This is a genomic window from Rathayibacter sp. AY1A4 (assembly GCF_002930955.1).
GTDB lineage: Bacteria > Actinomycetota > Actinomycetes > Actinomycetales > Microbacteriaceae > Rathayibacter.
In genome coordinates this window covers 1-20929 of record NZ_PSTN01000037.1, presented here as the reverse complement: position 1 = coordinate 20929, position 20929 = coordinate 1, and the positions used below count along the sequence as shown (strand labels likewise).

The window sequence follows — 20929 nt, the reverse complement described above, 5'->3', positions numbered from 1 at the left end:
GGCACAGCTCGAGGACCGCGCTCAGGCCGCCGCGCCCGCCGCCTCCCCGGAGCCCACCGACTCCAACCCCGGCTACGTCACCCCGCTCGTGCGCAAGCTCGCCGGCGAGAACGGCATCGACCTCTCCACCCTCACGGGAACCGGAGTCGGCGGCCGCATCCGCAAGCAGGACGTCCTCGACGCGGTCGAGGCCGCCAAGTCGGCTCCGGCCGCCCCGGTCTCGGCGCCCGCCGCCGCAGCCGCCAAGGCCGCGCGCACCCCGCTCGAGACGTCGCCCCTCCGCGGTACCACGCAGCCGATGTCGCGCCTGCGCAAGGTCCTCGCGCAGCGCGCCGTCGAGTCGATGCAGACGAGCGCCCAGCTCACCTCGGTCATCGAGGTCGACGTCACGGCGGTCGCCCGCTTCCGCGACTCGGTCAAGAAGAGCTTCCAGGAGAAGACCGGCGCCAAGCTGTCCTTCCTCCCGTTCTTCGCCCTCGCGGCGGCCGAGGCGCTCAAGGCCTACCCGGTGATCAACTCGACCCTCGACGGCGAGTCGATCGTCTACCCGGACCACGAGAACATCAGCATCGCCGTCGACACCGAGCGCGGCCTGCTGACCCCGGTCCTCAAGAACGCGTCCGAGCTGAACCTCGCGCAGATCGCCTCCACCATCGGAGACCTGGCCGAGCGCACCCGCAACAACAAGCTGAAGCCCGATGAGCTCGCCGGCGGCACCTTCACGCTGACCAACACCGGTTCGCGCGGGGCCCTGTTCGACACTCCCGTCGTGTTCCTGCCGCAGACCGCGATCCTCGGCACCGGCATCGTCACCAAGAAGCCGGCCGTCGTGCAGGTGGACGGTGCTGACGCCATCGCGATCCGCTCGACCGTCTTCCTCGCGCTCTCGTACGACCACCGCACGGTCGACGGAGCCGACGCGGCGCGCTTCCTGGTCGCGATCAAGGAGCGCCTCGAGGAGGGCTCGTTCGAGAACGACCTCGGCATCTGAGGCGCTCCCCCTGAGCGCGCCTCTCACGAGGCCGCTCCGGTGTAGACGTCGCGGATGAGCCAGCCGGCCTCCGTCCTGATGATCAGGACGGAGGCCGCTGTCGTCCCCGGGGCCGTCCTGAGGTGCACGACCGCCGATGCCCCGTTCACGTCGACGAGGACGGCCGACGCCTCCCCCGTCGCCGGGACAGCGGAGGCGGGGCCGTCCGCTTCGTCGCCGAGCGGCGAGTCCGCCGTGACCAGCCCGCGGGCGCACTCCCTGTCCCCGCACGCGCGCACCGCGTCGATCAGCACCTCCGCCGCCTGCTCGGCGTCGAGCGCGGCCGCCGCGACCGGAGCGGGCGGTGCCGCGGTCGCCACCGCCGGCGGAGTCGACCGAGCCGGAACGGGCGCGGCTGCGGTCGACGCCTCCGCATCCTGCACCTGCCGACCGGGCCCGCCCGCGAGCGAACCGGCGAGCACCGCTCCCAGCACGATCGCCGTCCCGACGGAGAGCGGTCCCCGACGCCGGACGACGAACGCCCGGAGGCGGTCCTGCCAGCCGTCGAGCGGATGGACCCGTCGGTGCCGGGCAGCCGGAGCAGGCACCGCCTCCCGACCCCGTGCATCCGCGCCGGACGTCGGCAGCGCCCGCACCGCCTCGCCTATCCCCTGCGGATCCGCGAGTCCGTAGAGGTTGCCCTCCAGCGCCAGCAGGTCGCGGTGCCGCGCGAGGGCGGCGACCGGCAGCTCCGGGCAGAGCATTCCGAGGCGCTCCAGGACCCGCTGCAGCGCGTCGCGCGCCGCACGCGGGGTGTCGACGGCGGGCGTCGTCAGCAGCAGCAGCGGCCGACCCTCCTCCGTCAGGCCGATGTCGTCCGTCGTCGGAGCCAGCCATGCTCCCTCGAGCGCGGCCGACCGGACCGCGCCCACCACGGGGGCGAGGAGGGTGACCGCGGCGCCGAGTCCGATCCCCCGCTCGATCCGCAGGAACCTCTCGAGCGTGGCGACGACGGGAGGGGCGGTCGAGACGATGCACCTCCTCGGAGACGACTCCACCCGGACGATGCTCTCGCGGTGGCGGTGCTCGGCGAGCCGAGCCACCGGCGACGCCTGCAGCGCCTCGGCCTCCCGCGGCCGCATCGTCCGCTCGGCCGACGGTGCGGCGTCCAGCGCAGGCGTCCGCCGCCTCCCCGTCCGCGCTCCGCCGATCCTCCGGCCCTGGACCGTCCCGCTGCTCGTCATGAGGCGAGCCTGACCGCAGGCCGAGGCGGAGGACGCCCGCCGATCCCGATCGGTGGAGGGATCGGCGCACGTGCCCTCTGTGGAGGAGTCGGATCCGCGTCCGGGGTCCGCCGCCGCGCTCCCGCTCGGTATCCTTGACGTCATGGCACGCAGCACGGAACCGTCGACGAAGGCGGTCAAGGAACCCGGACGTCTCAAGCAGATGTGGCAGGTGTTCCAGATGACCCGCCGCTACGACAGCAGCGCCGTCTGGATCATCCTCCTCGCGCTCCTGCTCCCGATCCTGCTCGGCGTGCTCCTCGGCATCCTGCTCGGCAACGGCAACGGCTTCGTGATCGCGCTGTGGATCATCGTGGGCGTGATGGCCGGCCTGGTCGCCGGACTCGCCGTGCTCTCGCGCCGCGCCGAGCGCGCCGCCTACGGGCAGATCGCCGGGCAGCCCGGCGCGGTCGGCGCCGTCCTGCGCAGCGGACTGCGCGGCACCTGGACCGGCGGCGAGATGCCCGTCGCCGTCAACGGCAAGACCCAGGACGCCGTCTACCGCGCCGTCGGCCGCGGAGGCGTCGTGCTGATCGCGGAGGGCCCCGCCTCCCGGACCAAGCGCATGCTCGAGGACGAGCGGCGCAAGGTGTCGCGGATCCTGCCGAACGTCCCCGTCACCTTCGTGCACGTCGGCTCCGACGCCGATGCGACTCCGCTGCACAAGGTGCCGAGCCGCCTCTCGAAGACGAAGAAGGTCCTCACCAAGGCCGAGGTCCTCGCGGTGAAGAACCGGCTCTCCTCGCTCAACACGTCGCTGCCCATCCCGAAGGGCGTCGACCCCTTCAAGGTGCGCCCTCAGCGATCGCGCTGACGCACGACGCGACAGGCCGGTCGGGATCTCTCCCGGCCGGCCTGCTCCGTCGGCGGCGCGAGTCAATAGCGGACGAGAACCGTCCCGGCCACCTTGTCGTGGAAGCCGCGCTGGTCCGAGTCCCAGACGAGCGCCGGCACCAGCACGGCCAGCAGCACAGAGCGCACGATTGGGCGCCACACGCCGACCCAGCCCCCGCCGAGACGGATGACGCGCATCCCGAGCAGGCGGTGCCCGATGCTGCCGCCGATGGTGGGAATGAAGACGACCTGCAGCAGGACGAACAGCAGCAGGCTCGCCCAGCGGTCGTAGTCGAAGAACGCGAGCGACAGCAGAGCGGCGACGGCGAAGTCGACGGCCAGGGCGGCGATGCGGCGGCCGGACCGTCCGACCGAGAGGCGGCCCTCTCGGGGGAGGCCGAGACGCTCCCCCGGGTACGAGCTCGGGGCGGCGTCGGCGAAGGTCCTGCGGTCGGCGGCTGGCATTCTCCGATCCTATCCGCGGCGTCTCGGAGCGGACCGAGGAGCGGGTGGTCCGGCCGGCGACGTGGAGCCCGACCACGGACGGGCCCCGTAACATGTCGGAAACAACAGGGACACGGTGGGGAAACCCCCCGTCACTACCCTGGAACGGCTGCGCTCTGCAGCACCCCGTTACGCCATTGGAGACCTTTGCATGTTTAAAGATTCTTCCGAGGTGCTCTCGTTCATCAAGGACACGGACGTCAAGTTCCTCGACATCCGGTTCACCGATCTCCCCGGTGTCCAGCAGCACTTCAACATCCCCGCCTCGACTGTCGATGAGGAGTTCTTCTCCGTCGGTCAGCTCTTCGACGGGTCCTCGATCCGCGGATTCGCGAACATCCACGAATCGGACATGCAGCTGATCCCTGACGTGACCACCGCCTACGTGGACCCGTTCCGCGTCGAGCGCACGCTGATCCTCGTCTTCGACATCTACAACCCGCGCAACGGCGAGATCTACTCCAAGGACCCGCGTCAGGTCGCGAAGAAGGCCGAGAAGTACCTCGCGTCGACCGGCATCGCCGACACCGCGTTCTTCGCCCCCGAGGCGGAGTTCTACATCTTCGACGACGTCCGCTACGAGATCACGCAGAACTCCGCGTTCCACTCCGTCGACTCGGTCGAGGGCGCCTGGAACTCGGGACGCGTCGAGGAGGGCGGCAACCTCGGCAACAAGACGCCCTACAAGGGCGGCTACTTCCCGGTGAGCCCCGTCGACAAGCAGGCCGACCTCCGCGACGACATCTGCCTCAAGCTGATCGACGCCGGCCTCATCCTCGAGCGCTCGCACCACGAGGTGGGCACCGGCGGCCAGGCCGAGATCAACTACCGCTTCGACACGATGGTCCACGCGGCGGACGACATCCTGAAGTTCAAGTACATCGTCAAGAACACGGCCGAGCAGTGGGGCAAGACCGCCACGTTCATGCCGAAGCCGCTCTTCGGCGACAACGGCTCGGGCATGCACACCCACCAGTCGCTGTGGAACGACGGCACGCCGCTCTTCTACGACGAGAACGGCTACGGCGGTCTCTCGGACCTCGCGCGCTGGTACATCGGCGGCTTGCTCAAGCACGCCCCCGCCGTCCTCGCGTTCACGAACCCGACGGTCAACTCGTACCACCGCCTGATCCCGGGCTTCGAGGCGCCGGTCAACCTGGTCTACTCGGCCGGCAACCGCTCCGCGTCCATCCGCATCCCGATCACGGGCACGAACCCGAAGGCCAAGCGCATCGAGTTCCGTGCGCCCGACGCCTCCGGCAACCCGTACCTCGCGTTCGCCGCCCAGCTGATGGCGGGCCTCGACGGCATCAAGAACCGCATCGAGCCGCACGAGCCGGTCGACAAGGACCTCTACGAGCTGCCGCCCGAGGAGGCGAAGCTCATCCCGCAGGTCCCCGCGACCCTGGGCGAGGCGCTCGACGCCCTCGAGGCCGACCACGACTTCCTCCTCCAGGGCGGCGTGTTCACTCAGGAGCTCATCGACACCTGGATCGAGTACAAGCGCGAGAAGGAGATCAAGCCCCTCGCGCAGCGTCCTCACCCGTTCGAGTTCGAGCTGTACTACGGGGTCTGATCCCGCAGCACTGCCGAAGGGCCGTTCCTCCTCGGAGGGGCGGCCCTTCGCCGTCCCCGGCGCGCGGGCGTCAGCGGTAGGAGGGAGCGTCTCCCGCGGCCGGCCCGTAGAACAGGCGCTCGAAGACCGCGCGGGAGCGGCGGGTCACGCCGAGGTAGTCGTCCTCGAGCGCCGTCGCGGACCCGGCCGGGTACTCCAGCAGGCGCGCGACGCCCTCGAGCTGCCGGCGGTCGGTCGGGAGGACGTCGCTGGTGCGGTTGCCCCAGAGCGTGGTGCCCGAGCGGACACGGGACGCGAGGATCCACGCGGCGCGCAGCCGCTCCGCGTCCTGCGGGCCGACCATGCCCTCCTCCTCCGCGACCGCGAGGGCGGTGAGGGTCGAGGTGGTCCGCAGCGCCGGGGTCCGCCGCGCGTGCTGCAGCTGGAGGAGCTGCACCAGCCACTCGACGTCGCTCAGCGATCCACGGCCGAGCTTGAGGTGACGGCGGGGGTCGGCGCCCTGCGGCAGACGCTCGCTCTCGACCCGTGCCTTGATCCGCTTCACCTCGCGGATGTCGCGGTCGGAGACCGCTCCCGGGTAGCGGACCCCGTCGGCCAGCTCCTCGAAGTCCTCGATGAGCGCCTGGTCCCCCGCCACTCCCCGCGCCCGGAGCAGCGCCTGCGCCTCCCAGGTCAGCGACCAGCGGGCGTAGTAGGCGCGGTATGAGTCGAGGGAGCGCACGAGGGGCCCGTTCTTGCCCTCGGGCCGCAGGTCGGCGTCGAGGTCGAGCGGCAGGCGGGAGTCCTCCGTGAGCCGGACCAGCTCGGCGACGACGAACTGCGAGTAGAGCTGGGCCTGGTGCGGCTCGGCGGTGCCGGGTCGCTGGACGTACATCACGTCGGCGTCGGAACCGAAGCCCAGCTCCGCTCCCCCGTACCGGCCCATGCCGATGATCGCGAACTCCGCGTCGGCGCCGGGCCGGGTCGCACTGCCGCGCCGGATGGCGGCGAGCACGCCGCCCAGCAGTGCGCTGATGATGTCGGTGAGGCTGGTCGCGATCTCCTCGATCGAGCTGAGGCCGAGCACGCCACCCATGGCGGTCCGCAGCACCTCGCGCCGGCGCATCGAGCGGAGGACCGAGGCGACCGCGTCGGGCGTCTCGTGCCGGGCGAGCACGGCGCGCACCTCCTCGGCGAGCTGGGCGGCGCTGCGGGGGCGGAGGGCGTCGTCGTCCTCGAGCCAGGCCGCCGACTCCGGGATGCGGTCGAGCAGCTCGCCGACGAAGCGCGATCCGGAGAGCACCGTGGTGAGCCGCTTGGCGGCTCCGGACGAGTCGCGCAGCATCCGGAGGAACCAGGGCGTCCCGCCCAGTGCGTCGCTGAGGCGCCGGAACGCGAGCAGGCCGTAGTCGGGGTCCGGTCCGTCGGCGAACCACTGCAGCATCACCGGCACGAGGTGGCGCTGGATGCTCGCGCGGCGCGAGACGCCCGAGGTCATCGCGGCGATGTGGCCGAGCGCCCCGCGGGCGTCCGCGAAGCCGATGGCGGCGAGGCGCGCCTCCGCCTGGCCGGTGGACAGCTCGGCGCCGCCGTCGGAGAGCGCGGCGACCGCGGAGAGCAGCGGACGGTAGAACAGGCGCTCGTGCAGGCCCCGGACGCGGTGCTTGATCCCGTTCCAGACGCTCAGCAGCTCCTCCGCCGTGCGGGCGAGCCCGCTGGAGCGGGCGAGGGTCCGCAGCTCGTGCTCGTCCCGCGGCATCAGGTGCGTGCGTCGCAGGCGCCGCAGCTGGAGGCGGTGCTCGAGCAGCCGGAGTGCTCGGTAGTCCTGCGCGAACTCCTCCGCGGCGGAGCGGCCGATGTACCCGCGGTCGGCGAGGGCGCCCAGCGCGAGCAGAGTCCCGGGCATGCGGATCTCGTCGTCGGTCTGCCCGTGGACGAGCTGGAGCAGCTGCACCGTGAACTCGATGTCGCGCAGGCCGCCAGGGCCGAGCTTGATCTGGTAATGGACGTCGTTCTGCGGGATGTTCTCGGTGACCCGCTCCCGCATCCGCTGCACCGACTCGACGAAGTTCTCGCGGGAGGCGCTCGACCAGACCTTGGGCGCGACCGCGTCGACGTACGCCCGCCCCAGCTCCTGGTCGCCGGCGAGCGGACGCGCCTTGAGCAGCGCCTGGAACTCCCAGCTCTTCGCCCACCGGTCGTAGTAGGTGATGTGCGACTCGAGGGTGCGCACGAGCGCGCCCTGCTTGCCCTCCGGGCGCAGGTTCGGGTCGACCTCCCAGAGCTCCGGCTCCATCGCCAGCGCAGAGGTTCCGCGCATGAGGAGCACGGCGAGCCGGGTGGCGACGTCGATCGCACGGGCGTTCGTCAGCTCCTTCTCCGGGTCGCCCTCGGCGACGAAGATCACGTCGACGTCGCTGACGTAGTTGAGCTCGGACGCTCCCGCCTTGCCCATGCCGATGACGGCGAAGCGGGTGGCGGCGACCTCGTCCCGGCCGAAGCGGCCCGGGCCCGTGCCCTCGACCAGCTCGGTCCGCGCCACGGCGAGGGACGCCTCCAGCGCGGCTCCGGCGAGGTCGGCCAGCGCCCTCGTCACCCGGTCGATCGCCGCGACGGGGTCGGCTTGGCTCAGGTCGTGGACGACGATCCTGGTGAGGAGGCGGCGGTACCGCACGCGCAGCGCCGTCCAGCCCGCCTCCTCCCGGAGCGACGAGAAGCCGTCGACGGCGCCGACCGACTCGAGCAGCTCGGCCTTCATCTCGGCGCGCCCGGGGAGCGTGCGCACCGGCTCGAGCACGCTGGCCAGCTCGTCGGGCCGGCGCTGGAGGAAGTCGGCGAGGCCGGAGGAGGCCCCCACCACCAGAAGCAGCCGGGTCAGGGCCTCGTCGTCGGCGAGGACCGCGTCCATGCTGTCGCGGTGCCGTCGCAGCAGGTCGATCAGAGCGAGCAGCGCCTCGTCCGGATCCGCCACCCGGGCGAAGGAGGGCAGCACCGACTCGAGCTGCCGCCCGGCCAGCTCCTCCGCCTCGGCCAGCCGCGCCCCGGTCTCGCCGAGCGCGGCGAAGCCGAGGCGTGCGACATCGCGGAGGGAGCGTTCGCGGGGCATGGCCGAGGCGTCAGAGCATCTCGAGGTTGCTGCGCAGCTCGTACGGCGTGACCTGGGCGCGGTACTCGGCCCAGTCCTTCCGCTTGTTGAGCAGCACGAAGTTGAACACCTGCTCGCCCAGCGTCTCGGCCACGAGCTCGGACTCCTCCATCAGCGAGATGGCGCGGTCGAGGCTGGCGGGCAGGGCGCCGTAGCCGAGCGCCCGGCGCTCCGCGTCCGACAGGGCCCACACGTTGTCCTCGGCCTCGGCCGGGAGCTCGTAGCCCTCCTCGATGCCCTTCAGTCCGGCTGCCAGGAGCAGCGAGTACGCCAGGTAGGGGTTCGCCGCGGAGTCCAGCGCCCGGTACTCGATGCGGGAGGACTGCCCCTTGTTGGGCTTGTAGAGCGGAACGCGCACGAGGGCGGACCGGTTGTTGTGGCCCCACGAGACGTAGCTGGGCGCCTCGTCGCCACCCCAGAGCCGCTTGTAGGAGTTGACGAATTGGTTCGTCACGGCGGTGATCTCGGGGGCGTGCTTCAGCAGCCCGGCGATGAACTGGCGGCCGAGCTTCGAGAGCTGGTACTGGGCGCCCTGCTCGTAGAACACGTTCACGTCGCCCTCGAAGAGCGAGAGGTGCGTGTGCATACCCGAGCCGGGGTGCCCGGAGAGCGGCTTCGGCATGAACGTCGCGTAGACGCCCTGCTCGATCGCCACCTCCTTGATCACGGTGCGGAAGGTCATGATGTTGTCGGCCGTGGTGAGCGCGTCCGCATAGCGGAGGTCGATCTCGTTCTGGCCGGGGCCCGCCTCGTGGTGGCTGAACTCGACCGAGATGCCCAGATCCTCCAGCATGCGCACGGAGCGGCGGCGGAAGTCGTGCGCCGTGCCTCCGGGGACGTTGTCGAAGTACCCGGCGGAGTCGACCGGCTCCGGACCCTCGGCGCCGAAGGACGACGACTTGAGGAGGTAGAACTCGATCTCGGGGTGCGTGTAGAAGGTGAACCCGCGCTCGGCCGCCTTCGCCAGCGTGCGCTTGAGCACGTTGCGCGGGTCGGCGACGGCGGGCTGGCCGTCCGGCGTGGTGATGTCGCAGAACATCCGCGCCGTCGGGTCGATCTCTCCGCGCCACGGGAGGATCTGGAAGGTCGACGGATCCGGATGCGCGAGGACGTCGGCCTCGAAGGAGCGGGTGAGGCCCTCGATGGCGGAGCCGTCGAAGCCGAGCCCCTCCGCGAACGCGCCCTCCACCTCGGCCGGCGCGATCGCGACCGACTTCAGCGTGCCGACGACGTCGGTGAACCAGAGGCGAACGAATTTGATCCCTCGCTCTTCAATGGTGCGAAGAACGAAGTCCCGTTGCTTGTCCATCCAGACCCCTCCTGTTTCGACCCTCAGGCTACTGCCTCCGACCGGGGCCCGCGGGGCGCCCGAGGCGCGCCGTAGACTGGCGCCCATGTCAGCGCAGCCCGTGAAACGCGTTCGAACCCGCCACTTCCAGAACGCGAAGGACTCCGGTGTCCGCATCACCGGGCTGACCAGCTACGACCAGCTGACGGCGAAGATCTTCGACGACGCCGGGATCGACTTCCTCCTCGTGGGCGACTCCGCCGGCAACACGGTGCTCGGCTACGACACCACTCTGCCCGTCACCGTCGACGAGCTCATCCCGCTGGCACGTGCCGTCGCCGGAGCCGTCGAGCGCGCCTTCGTCGTCGCCGACATGCCCTTCGGCTCCTACGAGTCGGGTGCCGACGACGCGCTGCACACGGCGTTCCGCTTCATGAAGGAGACGCACGCGCACGCGGTGAAGCTCGAGGGCGGAGTCCGCTCCGCCGAGCAGATCCGGCGCATCGTCGAGGCGGGCATCCCCGTGATGGCGCACATCGGCTTCACGCCGCAGAGCGAGCACGGGCTCGGCGGCCACATGGTCCAGGGACGCGGCGAGGGCATCGAGCAGCTGCTCGCCGACGCGCGCGCCGTCCAGGAGGCCGGGGCGTTCGCCGTGGTCCTCGAGATGGTGCCCGCGGACGCGGCACGTCAGGTGACGGAGGAGCTGCGCATCCCCACGATCGGAGTCGGAGCGGGACCGCACGTCGACGGACAGCTGCTCGTGTGGACGGACTTCGCCGGATTCACCACCGGCCGCATCCCCCGCTTCGTGAAGCAGTACGCGGATCTGCGCGGCGTGCTCACCGGAGCGGTCACCGCGTTCCGGGACGACGTGGAGTCCGGCGCCTACCCCGGCGCCGAGCACAGCTACGAGTAACCGGGGTCAGCGGTCCTCGGCGGCGTCCTCCTCGGCCCACTTGCGGCTGTTCTCGTGCAGCCGCTCGAGGGCGTGCTCCGCCTCCTCGCGAGAGGAGAAGGGTCCCACCCGGTCGACCGAGGGGGACACGAATCCCTGCTCCACCGTGCCGGCCTTGAGGTTGTACCACCAGGAGTTCGCGTCGCCGTCAGCCATGCCGCGATCCTACGCCGCAGCCCGCGTCGGTCCGCACCCCCGCCCTTCGCTAGCATGGCCGCTATGACTGCTGCGGCGACCGCCATCGGGATCGACATCGGGGGAACGGGCATCAAGGGGGCCTCGGTGGACCTGGCCGGGGGCACCCTGCTCAGCGACCGGATGAAGCTCGCCACTCCCCCGGGAGGCACGCCGAAGGACATCGTCGCCACCGTCCAGCAGATCCTCGAGAAGATCCCGGACCTGCCCTCGGACACCCCGGTCGGCATCTGCTTCCCCGCCGTCGTCGTCCACGGACGGACGATGTCGGCGGCGAACGTGTCGGACGAGTGGATCGGCCTCGAGGCCGAGAAGCTGTTCGAGGACGCGATCGGCCGGAACATCTTCTTCGTCAACGACGCCGACGCGGCGGGCTACGCCGAGTCGCGCTTCGGAGCGGCGAAGGACAAGGAGGGCCTGGTCATCATGACCACCCTCGGCACCGGCATCGGGACGGCGCAGATCCACGACGGGATCCTCATCCCCAACGCTGAGCTCGGCCACCTCGAGATCCACGGCGGCGACTACGAGAAGAAGGCCTCGTTCGCCGCCAAGGAGCGCGACGACCTCGACTACAAGCACTGGGCGAAGCGCCTGCAGCGCTACTACTCCCACCTCGAGGCGCTGCTCTGGCCCGATCTCTTCATCGTCGGCGGCGGCATCTCCAAGCACCACGACGAGTTCCTCCCGCTGCTCGACCTGCGCACCCCGATCATCCCGGCGGCGCTCCGCAACAACGCCGGCATCCTCGGCGCGGCCGCGCTCGCAGGGCGGGGCTGAGTCTTCTTCCTCGGCGGTCCCCGCCCGCCGAGGCGCGGTCGGCCTCGGGAGGTGACGCGTTCCGGGGAGCGGGGTGCGGACGGCTACGGCGCAACGCCGCCACGCGTTCCGCCGGTTCGCCTCGTGCGTGGCGCCGTGGCGCACGGGCGTGATCGGACTTTCGGGGTCCAGTCGTCGCGATGAGCCACGACGGGGCCGGGGCACCTGATCCTCGGCGGTCGATCCGCAGCGGCGTCTCAGGACCGTCCTCCGGGATCGGCGCCTGCCGGACGTCGTGATGCACCGCTTCGTCCGCAGGAGCCAGCGCGAGAGAGAGCATGCGCCAGTCTCAACGAGTAGCCGCGCAAGGGTGTATCGAGACCCGGGAACCGCCACCGCAGGCCGTCGCGCTGACTGCGGGCGGGAGCGCGAAGCAACCGGCGGAGACGCGAGATGCCCCGCCGAGGCGGGGCATCTCGTGGCGAAGGGGTCGGCTGATACGCCGGGTTCTGTTCACGCCGCGCCTCTCGGCGGGCGCTGGACGGCCATCTCTCTCGGAGCCACGTCGCCGTGACCCTCCAGCGGTCTACCCGAGGACCCGACGAGCAGCCGCATCGTCCTCTGTCTGACCTTGCTCCGGGCGAGGTTTACCGAGCGGACCGGATCACTCCGGCCCCTGGTGGTCTCTTACACCACCGTTTCACCCTTACCGCCGGCCGGAGCCGACGGCGGTCTGTTCTCTGTGGCACTGTCTCGCGGGTCGCCCCGGGTGGGTGTTGCCCACCGCCCTGCTCTGCGGAGCCCGGACGTTCCTCGGCACCACGGCTCTCGCCGCGGTGACGCGACCGTCTTGCCGGCCCGTTCGCCCGTCCAGTGTACGGCTCAGGCGAGGGTGGACTCCTCGCCGCGCACCAGGATGCAGCCGCTGTCGGGGCAGAGGACGACCTCGTCGGGAGCGGAGGCGCGGATCCAGGAGAGGTCCGACTCGGTGAGGGCCACGCCGCTCCCCTCCGACACCTTCCCGCGGAGGAGGGCCGCGCCGACTCCGTAGCGGGCGCGCTGCTTCTCGTAGAGCTCGACCAGGTCCTCCGGAAGGGTCGTCACCAGGTCCGCCCGGTCCCGGGCGAGCGCCTCCTGCTTGTCGCGGAGCTTCTCGGCCTGCGCGTCGCGCTCCTCGGCGAGGGTCCCGAGCGAGGCGACGACCTCGTCGCGCTCGGCCTGAGCCGCGGCGACCTCGGACTCGATGCCCTCGATCCGCTCCATCAGGGTCAGCTCGATGTCCTCGAGGTCTCCCCGCCGCTTCACGAGGGAGGTGATCTCGCTCTCGAGCGCGGCGATGTCCTTGGCCGCGGATGCGGTCTGCAGGCGGTCGCGATCGCGGGTGAGCCGCTTCTCGACCACGCTGACGTCGGACTCGATGCGCCCGAGCTCGGTGCGCACGTCCTCGAGGCGCCCTGTGCGCTCGGCGAGGGAGCGGCGGGTCTCGTTGTCGCGGGCCTGCATCGCCTGGATCCGCGCGATCTGCGGGAGCGTCGCGAGGGCGTGGCGCAGCTGCGCGCCCCTCGTGTCCAGACTCGCGAGAGTCAGGAGTTCGCGCTGGTGTGCGGGGCTGGCTTTCACGTGGCGGTCCTCGTTCCCGGCGCGCAGTACGGGCGCGCCGCGTCCATTCTCCCGTGCCCGCGGCGGGTCAGTGCACGATCGCGAAATCCCACGGGTCGGTGCGGGTCTCGCTCACCTCGACGGTGACCGTGGGCAGGGCCTCCCGCAGCGCGGTCGCGGCGACGTCGAGCCACAGCCACTCGCTCGCCCAGTGCGAGACGTCGATGAGGGCGGGGCCGGTGCCGTGCAGGGCCTTCTCGCGCGCCTCGGACGCCGGGTGGTGCCGGAGGTCGGCGGTGATGAAGACGTCGCTCGTGCGGACGGCGGGGGCGTCCAGGAGCGAGTCCCCCGCTCCCCCGCAGAGCGACACGCGGCGCACGGGCGTCTCGTAGGCGCCCGCGGCCCGCACTCCCCCTGCGGTGGCCGGCAGGAGCTCGGCCACGGCTCCGGCCAGGCGTCCGAGCGTCAGCTCCTCGGGCAGGTCGCCCACTCGGCCGAGCCCGATCGACGGGTCGGCGCCCGGGACGAGCGGCGTCGTGCCGGTCAGGCCGAGGCGGGTCGCGATCACGTCCGAGACGCCGTCCGCGACGATGTCGGCGTTCGTGTGGGCCGAGATCAGTGCGCAGCCGCCCCGGACGAGGTCCGCGAGCAGGCGGCCCTTGTAGCCGTCCTCGGCGATCGAGGTGACGCCGCGCAGCAGCAGCGGGTGGTGCGCGACCAGGAGCTGGTAGCCGCCGTCGACGGCCTCCGCGACGGTGTCGGAGACCACGTCGACCGTGAGCAGGATCCGCTCCACCGCGGCGTCGGGGTCGCCGGTGACCAGGCCGGGCGCGTCCCAGCTCTCGGCGGCCGCCTCGGGCCAGAGACGGTCGATGACGGCGTGGACGTCGCGCAGTGAGGGCATGCGTCCAGGGTAGGGCCGCTCAGGGCGGGTGGCCGGTCTCCACGGCGCGGATCTCGGCGCTGGCCGCCGCGTCCAGGTCGGCTCGCGGCGGGTCGTCCGACTCCGACAGGCGGACGGTGATGCCGCCGTACTGCTCGATCTCGAGCAGGCCCGCGACTCCGGAGGCGGCGAGCATGTGGCCGCCGGTCCCGCCGGTGGTGTCGACGACGTGCGTGTGCAGGCCGGCGACGCTGATCCCCTGGAACGGCTGCCGGCCGACGGGGCCCAGCAGCGTGCCCTCGACGCCGGTTGGCCGGACCTCGTGCTGGTCGCGCATCGCGTCCGCCAGGCGGCGGTAGGGCTCCGCCCGCGCGATCGGCCGGCGCAGGGTCGGCGTCTCCGCCTGCGCGCGCAGGCGGACGCCGACGAAGACGTCCGGACAGGGCACGAGCGAGCGCACTGCGGCCAGTCTGCCGAGCGGCGCGATCGGGAGCCGTCGCGGCGCACGGTCGGTGGTCCGTGCTTGCCTGGGGACCATGAACGAGTACCTGCCCTGGGCCGTCGCGGCCGCCCTGCTCCTGGCCCTCCTCATCACGGTCGTCGTCGGCCGCCGATGGCGCACTGCGGCGGGAGCGGCGGCGGAGCAGGCCGCGAAGGAGGCCTCGGAGGAGCACCAGCGCACGATCGCCGAGCGCGACCGGAGCCACGAGGCGGCGCTCAAGGCACTGACGCGCGCGCGCGACGCCGAGCGCGACCTCAGTCGGACCGAGCTTGAGACGGCGCAGGAGGAGGTCGAGCAGACCCGTGACGCGCTCGCCAGGACCTGGAGCAGCGAGGCCGTCTCGCACACCCTGATCCGGGAGGCGTGCGCCTCGGCGGGGCTGTCCGGCGTCCTCGCCACGAACGTCGTCTTCGTACCGGTAGACGCGCGCACGACGCGCCGCTTCCTCGCGCAGATCGACCATCTGCTGCTCACCCGGCACGGCGCGCTCATCATCGAGGCCAAGTACTGGCAGGGGGTCGTCTTCGACGGCGTGCGACCCGGTACCGTCCACCCCTCCTACGGCGTCCTCCTCGACGAGGACGCCCTGCCCGAGGCCTTCGCGGTTCAGATCGCACCGGGGACGGTGTCGCGGTGGACGGTGCGCACGCATGTCGAGCAGCACGTCCCCGCCCGGCAGGTCCGGATCCAGGCCGCGAGGTTCAAGGAGTACCTGGCCCTGAACGGACTGCCCACGCCGTGGTTCGAGACGGCCGTGCTCTACAGCCACCCCGACGTCAGGACGTACGCGCCCGGATGGCAGGGCACGGGAGCGGCACGGACGAGGATCGTGACGGGAGTCGACGAGCTGACGGACGCTCTGGCCGATCTCGCACGGCGCCCGGGCACCACGATCGGGGAGGACGCCTGGGGCGAGCTCTCCGGATTCCTCGCCGGATGCGGCGGCCATGTGGAGCCGGTCGGGCCGACCCGTGCGTGACCAGCAGGGGGACCCGGTGGCCGGACGGGAACGGTCCTGGCTGGCCTGACCGGCCTGAGCCGGACAGGACGGCGCCGGACAGGACGGCGCCGGACCCTATATCGCCGTGAACGACGAAGGTCCGCACTCCCTGAGGAGTGCGGACCTGTTCGGTGGATCCGAGGGGATTCGAACCCCTGACCCCCTGCATGCCATGCAGGTGCGCTACCAGCTGCGCCACGGACCCATGTTCTGTTTTGCGTCGTGCTGTCTTTCGCTGTCTCCGCCCGGCGGAAGCAACTCGAATAAACTACAACACGATTCGCGTGAAGTGAAATCGAGCGCTGTCGCCGGGCGTGTTCGTCAGTTCGAGGACGTCGACGAGTCGACGGCGACGGGCTGCTCGAGGGTGAACGGCACCGTCGGGCAGTCCTTCCAGAGGCGCTCGAGCGAGTAGTACATGCGGTCCTCCTCGTGGAAGACGTGCACGACGAGGTCGCCGAAGTCGAGGAGGATCCAGCGGCCCTCCGCACGGCCCTCGCGGCGCAGCAGCTTGGCGCCGGAGTCGTTCAGGCGGTCCTCCACCTCGTTAGCGATCGCGACCACGTTGCGCTCGGAGCGGCCGGTGGCGAGGAGGAAGATGTCGACCAGCGGCAGCGGCCCCGAGACGTCGAGGGCGACGAGGTCCTCACCGCCCTTGGAGTCGGCGGCGGTGGCCGCGAGCTGGAGCAGGGCGCGGGCGGAATCGGTCGCAGTCATGAAGCCTTCAGTGTCGGTGGTGGAGATCAGAAGATGTTGAGTACGAAGCCGCCGATGAACAGCGCGATCGCGCCGACCAGCAGGACGGCCGCGGTGATCGCGAGGACCACCGGGACGCTCACGCCGGCGCGCTTCTGCGGCGCGATCATCGAAGTGCCGGCGGCGTGGGTGGAGACGGCGCTGGACGCCCGGACCGGCTCGGACTCGCCGACGGGCTGCTCGCGGTCGATGCGGTCGACGTAGCGGTCCACATCGGGCGAGTCGTAGAGGTTCGGGTGCTGGCCCGTGGAGCCGAGGCTGCGCGGGAGGTCGAACGAGCCGGTGACGAGGATCTCCCCCGTGTCCGTGCCGACGGTCGCGCCGGGGCCCGTGGTCGGCAGGATCAGCGCGTTGGTGGTGGTGACGGCGCCGGTGGCGGCGACTCCGCTCGCAATGAGGGAGTCGAACGAGGCGTCCACCTCCTCCTTCGACTTGCTGTCGAGTTCCTCGGTGATGGCGAGGTGCTCGATCGGCGGCTCGAAGCTCCCGGTGATCTCGGTGGCCTTCTCGTCGGCGATGTCGAGGGATCCGCCCACCGACGCGAAGAGCGCGGTGTTCAGGTGCGGCTGCTCGGGCTGCTCGCCGGCCGTCGGCTGCTCGTCGTCCGCGTCGCGCTCGTCGGAGGCGTCCGAGGACGGCCTCTCGTCGTCGGAGGAGGGGCTCTCGATCTCGGCCTCGTGCACCTCGGCCGCGTCGGCCGCGTCGGCGTCCGCGGTCGCATCGGTAGCGGACTCGTCCGCCTCCTCCTCGGACGCCTCGGGGGCGTCCTCGGTGACGACGTCCCCGTCGCCCTCCGGCTCCTGCTCCGCTGCACCCTCGGGCACCGGCTCCGCATCACGGGACTCGTCGGCCGCCTCGATCACGGGGACCGCCCCGGTCGGCGGGAGCGCCGAGGCGCGCTCCAGGGCGCCCTCGACGTCGTCTGAGCGCTCGTCGTCGGACCGCTCCTCGTCGGCGGGCGGCTCCGCCTCCGGGGCGGCGGCGACCTTCTCCGCCTGCTGCTGCGCCAGCAGTGCGCGCAGCTCTCGACGGGTCAGCTGGCGGCCCGTGGCGTTCTCGGTGGCGACGATCTCCATCGAGGAGGTGCGCAGGTCGGGCTCGCTCGCGGGGCTCGGCTCGACGGGGGTGATCCGCAGGGCCTGGGTTGGGGTCAGCACGGGCATGTCGCCGGCGGTGGTGGCGGTCGCGGTGGCAGCTCGGCGGGACGTCGTCGGAACGGCGGCGGTCGTGGCCGCACCGGCCTCGCGCCTCTCGCGCTCGCGGATCTCGCGCCGGGTGAGCGGCTTCTCCTCGGGCTGAACTGTCATGACGTGCTCCGATACAGGTGGTGCTTCGAGATGTACTGGACGACACCGTCGGGAACCAGGTACCAGACCGGATGACCCCGGTTGACGCGGCTCCGACAGTCGGTCGAGGAGATCGCCAGTGCCGGAATCTCCAACAAGGATACGTCCTGGGCCGGCAATCCCGAAACGTTGAGGACGTGCCCCGGCCGGCTGACGGCGACGAAGTGGGCCAGCTCCCACAGCTCGTCGTAGTCCTTCCAGCTCAGGATCTGAGCGACCGCGTCCGCGCCGGTGATGAAGAACAGCTCGGCGTCGGGGTGCGCGGCGTGGATGTCGCGCAGGGTGTCGATCGTGTAGGTCGTGCCGATCCGGTCCACGTCGACGCGGCTGACGGTGAAGCGCGGGTTCGACGCCGTCGCGATCACCGTCATCAGGTACCGGTGCTCGGCGGAGGTCACCGTCTTCTTGTGCCACGGCTGGCCGGTGGGCACGAAGACGACCTCGTCCAGGTCGAACGACTGGGCCACCTCGGAGGCGGCGACCAGGTGACCGTGGTGGATCGGGTCGAAGGTGCCGCCCATCACGCCGATGCGCGGACGCCGCGGGCCTCCGCTCGCGGCGGACGTCACGATCGCTGGGCTCCCCGCCTAGTGTCCGTGACCGTGCTGGTCGTGGGAGCCGGCGCCGGTCTTGTGCGAGTGGCGGTTCGCCACGTCGCGGTAGCTCCAGGTGACGAAGCCGAGGGCCGTGAAGGCGACGGCGGCGATCAGGCCGAAGACGATCGGGGGGAACGGCAGCTCCGTGTGGGCCGCTGCTTCGGCGAGGACGGTCGTCGCGAGGGACATGCAGTGCTCCTTGGAGGTCGTGGTCGCCCCGGCGGGGCTCCGACGAGTCTACCCGGACGCCGCTCGACGCCGGATCGCCGGTCCGGGCGCTAGGCGCGGACCTGTCCCGCGCCGCGCAGCAGCCACTTCGTGCTGGTCAGCTCGGGAAGACCCATGGGGCCCCGAGCGTGCAGCTTCTGCGTCGAGATGCCGACCTCGGCGCCGAACCCGAACTCCCCGCCGTCGGTGAAGCGGGTGGAGGCGTTGACCATCACGACCGCGGAGTCGACCTCGGCGAGGAAGCGCTCGGCGCTCCGGAGGTCGTTCGTCACGATCGACTCGGTGTGGTGGGTGGAGTACCGGTCGATGTGGGCCATCGCGGCGTCGAGGTCGTCGACGATCGCGACGGCGAGGTCGAGCGAGTAGTACTCCGCGGACCAGTCCTCATCGGTGGCGGGCACCGCGTCGGGCCAGAGCGCCGCGACGCGCTCGTCGCCGTGCACGGTCACTCCCGCTTCCGCGAGCCGGCCGAGGACGGGCGGGAGGAGGCGCTCGGCGGCGTCGCGGTGGACGAGGAGGGTCTCGAGGGCGTTGCAGGTGCTCGGACGCTGCACCTTGGCGTTGTGGACGATGTCCACGGCCCACTGCTCGTCGGCACTGGCGTCGAGGAAGACGTGGACGACTCCGGCGCCCGTCTCGATCACAGGGACGGTCGACTCGGTCACGACCGACTCGATGAGGCCCGCGCTCCCCCGCGGCACCAGGACGTCGACGTAGCCGCGCGCTCGCATGAGGGCCTTCGCGCCCTCGCGGCCGTGGTCGTCGACCGTCTGCACCAGCTCGGCGGGCAGGCCGACGGAGGCGACGGCCTCCTGCAGCAGCTCCACCAGGACGCGGTTCGTGTTCTCCGCGGCCGAGCCTCCGCGCAGGATCACGGCGTTCCCGCTCTTGAGGGCGAGCGCCGCGATGTCGATGGTGACGTTCGGGCGCGCCTCGTAGATCGCTCCGACCACGCCGAACGGGACCCGCACCTGGATGAGAGAGGCGCCGTTGGGCAGGTTCGATCCCCGCACCGTCTGCCCGACCGGATCGGTGAGCCCGACGACCGCGACGACGGCGTCGGCGAGGGACCCCAGGCGCGCTGCATCGAGGCGGAGGCGGTCCTGCAGGCCCGCGCTCATCCCGCTCTCGCGACCCCGCTGGAGGTCGAGCTCGTTCGCCGGGACGACGCGCTCGGCGCTCGAGCGCACCGCGTCGGCGATGGCGAGCAGAGCCCGGTTCTTGAGGTCGGTGGTCGCACTGCGGAGGGAGCGCGACGCGACGCGGGAGGCGGCGAACCGCTCGGTCAGCGCACTGCTGTCGGGGGTCGTCTGCGGCATCCGGCCAGTGTAGAGGCAGACGACCCCGGCGGCGGGAGTCAGCTCTCCTCGCCGGCCTCCGTGCCGTCGCCCTCGTCGGCGACGCGCCAGACGCCGCCCTGGCGCTCGCGCTCGAGCTCCGCGCGGGCCTCGGCCTTGGCGTCCATCCGCTCGAAGTAGTCCTCTCGACGCTCGTTGCGGGTCTTGCGCCGGTTGTCCTCGAGGCGGAGGTCCGTTCCGCGGGGCGCAGTGATGAGCTCGGCGGTCGAGGTGAGGGTCGGCTCCCAGTCGAAGACGACGCCGTCGCCGGGGCCGATGACGACGGTGGAGCCGGCGACCGCTCCGGCCGAGAAGAGGCCGTTCTCGACTCCGAGCTTGGCCAGACGGTCGGCGAGGAAGCCGACGGCCTCGTCGTTCGTGAAGTCGGTCTGCGCGACCCAGCGCACGGGCTTGGTGCCCAGGACCCGATAGACGTTCCCGTACGAGCCGCCCTCGACCCGGATCTCGAAGTCCTTCTCGTCCACGGCGCGGGGGCGGATGGTGATGCGCTCCACCCGCGGCACAGCGGCGAGCTCGAGGCGGTGCTTCTCGACGATCTCGGCGAGGGCGAACGTCAGCTGGCGGAGTCCCGAGTGGCTGACCGTCGAGATCTCGAAGACGCGGTAGCCGCGGCCCTCGAGGTCGGCCCGGACGAAGTCGGCCAGCTCCTGGGCCTCGGGCACGTCGACCTTGTTGAGCGCGATCAGCTGCGGGCGCTCGATCAGCGGCACCTGTCCGTCGCCGACGGGGTACGCCGCCAGCTCCCCGAGGATGATGTCGAGGTCGGTCAGCGGGTCGCGGCCGGGCTCGAGCGTGGCGCAGTCGAGCACGTGGACGAGCGCGGTGCAGCGCTCGACGTGGCGGAGGAACTCCAGGCCCAGGCCCTTGCCCTCGCTCGCGCCCTCGATGAGACCGGGCACGTCGGCGACGGTGAACCGCGACTCCCCCGCCTGCACGACGCCGAGGTTGGGCGCGAGGGTCGTGAACGGGTAGTCCGCGATCTTCGGCTTGGCCGCCGAGATCGCCGCGACGAGGCTCGACTTGCCCGCCGAGGGGAATCCGACGAGCGCGACGTCCGCGACGGTCTTCAGCTCGAGGACGACGTCGCCCTCCCAGCCCGGCGTGCCGAGCAGCGCGAAGCCGGGCGCCTTGCGCTTCGTGGTGGCGAGCGAGGCGTTGCCGAGCCCGCCC

20 protein-coding genes, 1 tRNA gene and 1 other RNA gene are annotated in these 20929 nt (G+C 71.6%); 6 read left to right on the top strand and 16 right to left on the bottom strand.

What is annotated here, in order from left to right; genetic code table 11:
* A partial coding sequence (gene sucB / locus C5B92_RS15790; RefSeq protein ID WP_104350569.1) for a 2-oxoglutarate dehydrogenase, E2 component, dihydrolipoamide succinyltransferase occupies positions 1-991 on the top strand: 991 nt, incomplete at its 5' end.
* 23 nt (positions 992-1014) lie between these two features.
* On the opposite strand, the gene C5B92_RS15785 is transcribed toward sucB, so the two are convergent.
* Positions 1015-2214, bottom strand: a complete 1200-nt coding sequence (locus C5B92_RS15785; RefSeq protein ID WP_146079368.1) for a hypothetical protein — start codon at positions 2212-2214, stop codon at positions 1015-1017.
* A gap of 142 nt (positions 2215-2356) precedes the next feature.
* Between C5B92_RS15785 and C5B92_RS15775 the strand changes: the two genes are divergently transcribed.
* A complete protein-coding gene (locus tag C5B92_RS15775; RefSeq protein WP_104223728.1) occupies positions 2357-3067 on the top strand; it encodes a DUF4191 domain-containing protein in 711 nt (236 codons plus the stop codon).
* Positions 3068-3129: 62 nt separating this feature from the next.
* Here C5B92_RS15775 and C5B92_RS15770 read toward each other — a convergent pair whose 3' ends face one another.
* Positions 3130-3552 (bottom strand): RDD family protein, encoded by a 423-nt coding sequence (locus C5B92_RS15770; RefSeq protein ID WP_104223667.1) that lies wholly within the window; start codon positions 3550-3552, stop codon positions 3130-3132.
* A 190-nt stretch (positions 3553-3742) separates the two neighbouring features.
* Between C5B92_RS15770 and glnA the strand changes: the two genes are divergently transcribed.
* The gene (gene glnA, locus C5B92_RS15765; RefSeq protein WP_104223668.1) at positions 3743-5167 is read left to right on the top strand and encodes a type I glutamate--ammonia ligase; all 1425 of its coding nucleotides are present in this window, start codon (positions 3743-3745) and stop codon (positions 5165-5167) included.
* Positions 5168-5237: 70 nt separating this feature from the next.
* On the opposite strand, the gene C5B92_RS15760 is transcribed toward glnA, so the two are convergent.
* On the bottom strand, positions 5238-8252 hold the full coding sequence (locus C5B92_RS15760; RefSeq protein ID WP_104254908.1) for a bifunctional [glutamine synthetase] adenylyltransferase/[glutamine synthetase]-adenylyl-L-tyrosine phosphorylase: 3015 nt from the start codon (positions 8250-8252) through the stop codon (positions 5238-5240).
* A 10-nt stretch (positions 8253-8262) separates the two neighbouring features.
* Positions 8263-9600, bottom strand: a complete 1338-nt coding sequence (locus C5B92_RS15755) for a glutamine synthetase family protein (protein ID WP_068253236.1) — start codon at positions 9598-9600, stop codon at positions 8263-8265.
* Positions 9601-9685: 85 nt separating this feature from the next.
* Here C5B92_RS15755 and panB point away from each other — a divergent pair, with 85 nt between their 5' ends.
* The gene (panB, locus tag C5B92_RS15750) at positions 9686-10498 is read left to right on the top strand and encodes a 3-methyl-2-oxobutanoate hydroxymethyltransferase (protein WP_104254909.1); all 813 of its coding nucleotides are present in this window, start codon (positions 9686-9688) and stop codon (positions 10496-10498) included.
* Positions 10499-10504: 6 nt separating this feature from the next.
* Here panB and C5B92_RS15745 read toward each other — a convergent pair whose 3' ends face one another.
* Positions 10505-10693 (bottom strand): SPOR domain-containing protein, encoded by a 189-nt coding sequence (locus C5B92_RS15745; protein ID WP_104223671.1) that lies wholly within the window; start codon positions 10691-10693, stop codon positions 10505-10507.
* Positions 10694-10756: 63 nt separating this feature from the next.
* Between C5B92_RS15745 and ppgK the strand changes: the two genes are divergently transcribed.
* A complete protein-coding gene (ppgK, locus tag C5B92_RS15740) occupies positions 10757-11512 on the top strand; it encodes a polyphosphate--glucose phosphotransferase (RefSeq protein ID WP_104254910.1) in 756 nt (251 codons plus the stop codon).
* Positions 11513-11973: 461 nt separating this feature from the next.
* On the opposite strand, the gene rnpB is transcribed toward ppgK, so the two are convergent.
* The 4 genes from rnpB to C5B92_RS17435 form a co-directional block, all read right to left on the bottom strand.
* Positions 11974-12352, bottom strand: an RNA gene (rnpB, locus tag C5B92_RS15735) — RNase P RNA component class A.
* A 21-nt stretch (positions 12353-12373) separates the two neighbouring features.
* Positions 12374-13111: a zinc ribbon domain-containing protein gene (locus C5B92_RS15730; protein WP_104226713.1), complete on the bottom strand. Its 738-nt coding sequence runs from the start codon at positions 13109-13111 to the stop codon at positions 12374-12376.
* Positions 13112-13178: 67 nt separating this feature from the next.
* Positions 13179-13994: a Nif3-like dinuclear metal center hexameric protein gene (locus C5B92_RS15725; protein ID WP_104254911.1), complete on the bottom strand. Its 816-nt coding sequence runs from the start codon at positions 13992-13994 to the stop codon at positions 13179-13181.
* Positions 13995-14013: 19 nt separating this feature from the next.
* Positions 14014-14433: an acetolactate decarboxylase gene (locus tag C5B92_RS17435; RefSeq protein ID WP_181028857.1), complete on the bottom strand. Its 420-nt coding sequence runs from the start codon at positions 14431-14433 to the stop codon at positions 14014-14016.
* Between the two features lie 76 nt (positions 14434-14509).
* On the opposite strand from C5B92_RS17435, the gene C5B92_RS15715 reads away from it, so the two are divergent.
* The gene (locus tag C5B92_RS15715) at positions 14510-15454 is read left to right on the top strand and encodes a nuclease-related domain-containing protein (RefSeq protein ID WP_104254912.1); all 945 of its coding nucleotides are present in this window, start codon (positions 14510-14512) and stop codon (positions 15452-15454) included.
* Between the two features lie 153 nt (positions 15455-15607).
* Here C5B92_RS15715 and C5B92_RS15710 read toward each other — a convergent pair.
* The 7 genes from C5B92_RS15710 to obgE form a co-directional block, all read right to left on the bottom strand.
* Positions 15608-15680, bottom strand: a tRNA-Ala gene (locus tag C5B92_RS15710).
* Positions 15681-15796: 116 nt separating this feature from the next.
* Positions 15797-16192 carry a ribosome silencing factor gene (gene rsfS / locus C5B92_RS15705; RefSeq protein ID WP_104223676.1) on the bottom strand — a complete coding sequence of 132 codons (396 nt, stop codon included), beginning with the start codon at positions 16190-16192 and terminating at the stop codon, positions 15797-15799.
* Between the two features lie 26 nt (positions 16193-16218).
* Entirely contained in the window at positions 16219-17538 is a 1320-nt protein-coding gene (locus tag C5B92_RS15700; RefSeq protein WP_104254913.1) for a hypothetical protein, read from the bottom strand.
* A complete protein-coding gene (gene nadD, locus C5B92_RS15695) occupies positions 17535-18146 on the bottom strand; it encodes a nicotinate-nucleotide adenylyltransferase (protein WP_104223678.1) in 612 nt (203 codons plus the stop codon). Before nadD ends, C5B92_RS15700 begins: the two co-directional genes overlap by 4 nt.
* A gap of 18 nt (positions 18147-18164) precedes the next feature.
* Positions 18165-18362, bottom strand: a complete 198-nt coding sequence (locus C5B92_RS15690) for a hypothetical protein (RefSeq protein ID WP_104223679.1) — start codon at positions 18360-18362, stop codon at positions 18165-18167.
* Positions 18363-18451: 89 nt separating this feature from the next.
* Positions 18452-19720 (bottom strand): glutamate-5-semialdehyde dehydrogenase, encoded by a 1269-nt coding sequence (locus C5B92_RS15685; protein ID WP_104254914.1) that lies wholly within the window; start codon positions 19718-19720, stop codon positions 18452-18454.
* A 38-nt stretch (positions 19721-19758) separates the two neighbouring features.
* On the bottom strand, positions 19759-20929 hold a 1171-nt coding region (obgE, locus tag C5B92_RS15680), incomplete at its 5' end, for a GTPase ObgE (RefSeq protein WP_104350566.1).

Excerpts from the sequence above, each read along its gene's own strand:
- C5B92_RS15685 (WP_104254914.1), bottom strand. The coding sequence starts at position 19,720 with ATGCCGCAGACGACCCCCGACAGCAGTGCGCTGACCGAGCGGTTCGCC.
- C5B92_RS15745 (WP_104223671.1), bottom strand. The coding sequence starts at position 10,693 with ATGGCTGACGGCGACGCGAACTCCTGGTGGTACAACCTCAAGGCCGGC.
- C5B92_RS15760 (WP_104254908.1), bottom strand. The coding sequence starts at position 8,252 with ATGCCCCGCGAACGCTCCCTCCGCGATGTCGCACGCCTCGGCTTCGCC.
- C5B92_RS15715 (WP_104254912.1), top strand. The coding sequence starts at position 14,510 with ATGAACGAGTACCTGCCCTGGGCCGTCGCGGCCGCCCTGCTCCTGGCC.
- C5B92_RS15755 (WP_068253236.1), bottom strand. The coding sequence starts at position 9,600 with ATGGACAAGCAACGGGACTTCGTTCTTCGCACCATTGAAGAGCGAGGG.
- C5B92_RS15700 (WP_104254913.1), bottom strand. The coding sequence starts at position 17,538 with ATGACAGTTCAGCCCGAGGAGAAGCCGCTCACCCGGCGCGAGATCCGC.
- ppgK (WP_104254910.1), top strand. The coding sequence starts at position 10,757 with ATGACTGCTGCGGCGACCGCCATCGGGATCGACATCGGGGGAACGGGC.
- C5B92_RS15770 (WP_104223667.1), bottom strand. The coding sequence starts at position 3,552 with ATGCCAGCCGCCGACCGCAGGACCTTCGCCGACGCCGCCCCGAGCTCG.
- glnA (WP_104223668.1), top strand. The coding sequence starts at position 3,743 with ATGTTTAAAGATTCTTCCGAGGTGCTCTCGTTCATCAAGGACACGGAC.
- C5B92_RS15775 (WP_104223728.1), top strand. The coding sequence starts at position 2,357 with ATGGCACGCAGCACGGAACCGTCGACGAAGGCGGTCAAGGAACCCGGA.
- C5B92_RS15725 (WP_104254911.1), bottom strand. The coding sequence starts at position 13,994 with ATGCCCTCACTGCGCGACGTCCACGCCGTCATCGACCGTCTCTGGCCC.
- C5B92_RS15690 (WP_104223679.1), bottom strand. The coding sequence starts at position 18,362 with ATGTCCCTCGCGACGACCGTCCTCGCCGAAGCAGCGGCCCACACGGAG.
- C5B92_RS15785 (WP_146079368.1), bottom strand. The coding sequence starts at position 2,214 with ATGACGAGCAGCGGGACGGTCCAGGGCCGGAGGATCGGCGGAGCGCGG.
- rsfS (WP_104223676.1), bottom strand. The coding sequence starts at position 16,192 with ATGACTGCGACCGATTCCGCCCGCGCCCTGCTCCAGCTCGCGGCCACC.
- panB (WP_104254909.1), top strand. The coding sequence starts at position 9,686 with ATGTCAGCGCAGCCCGTGAAACGCGTTCGAACCCGCCACTTCCAGAAC.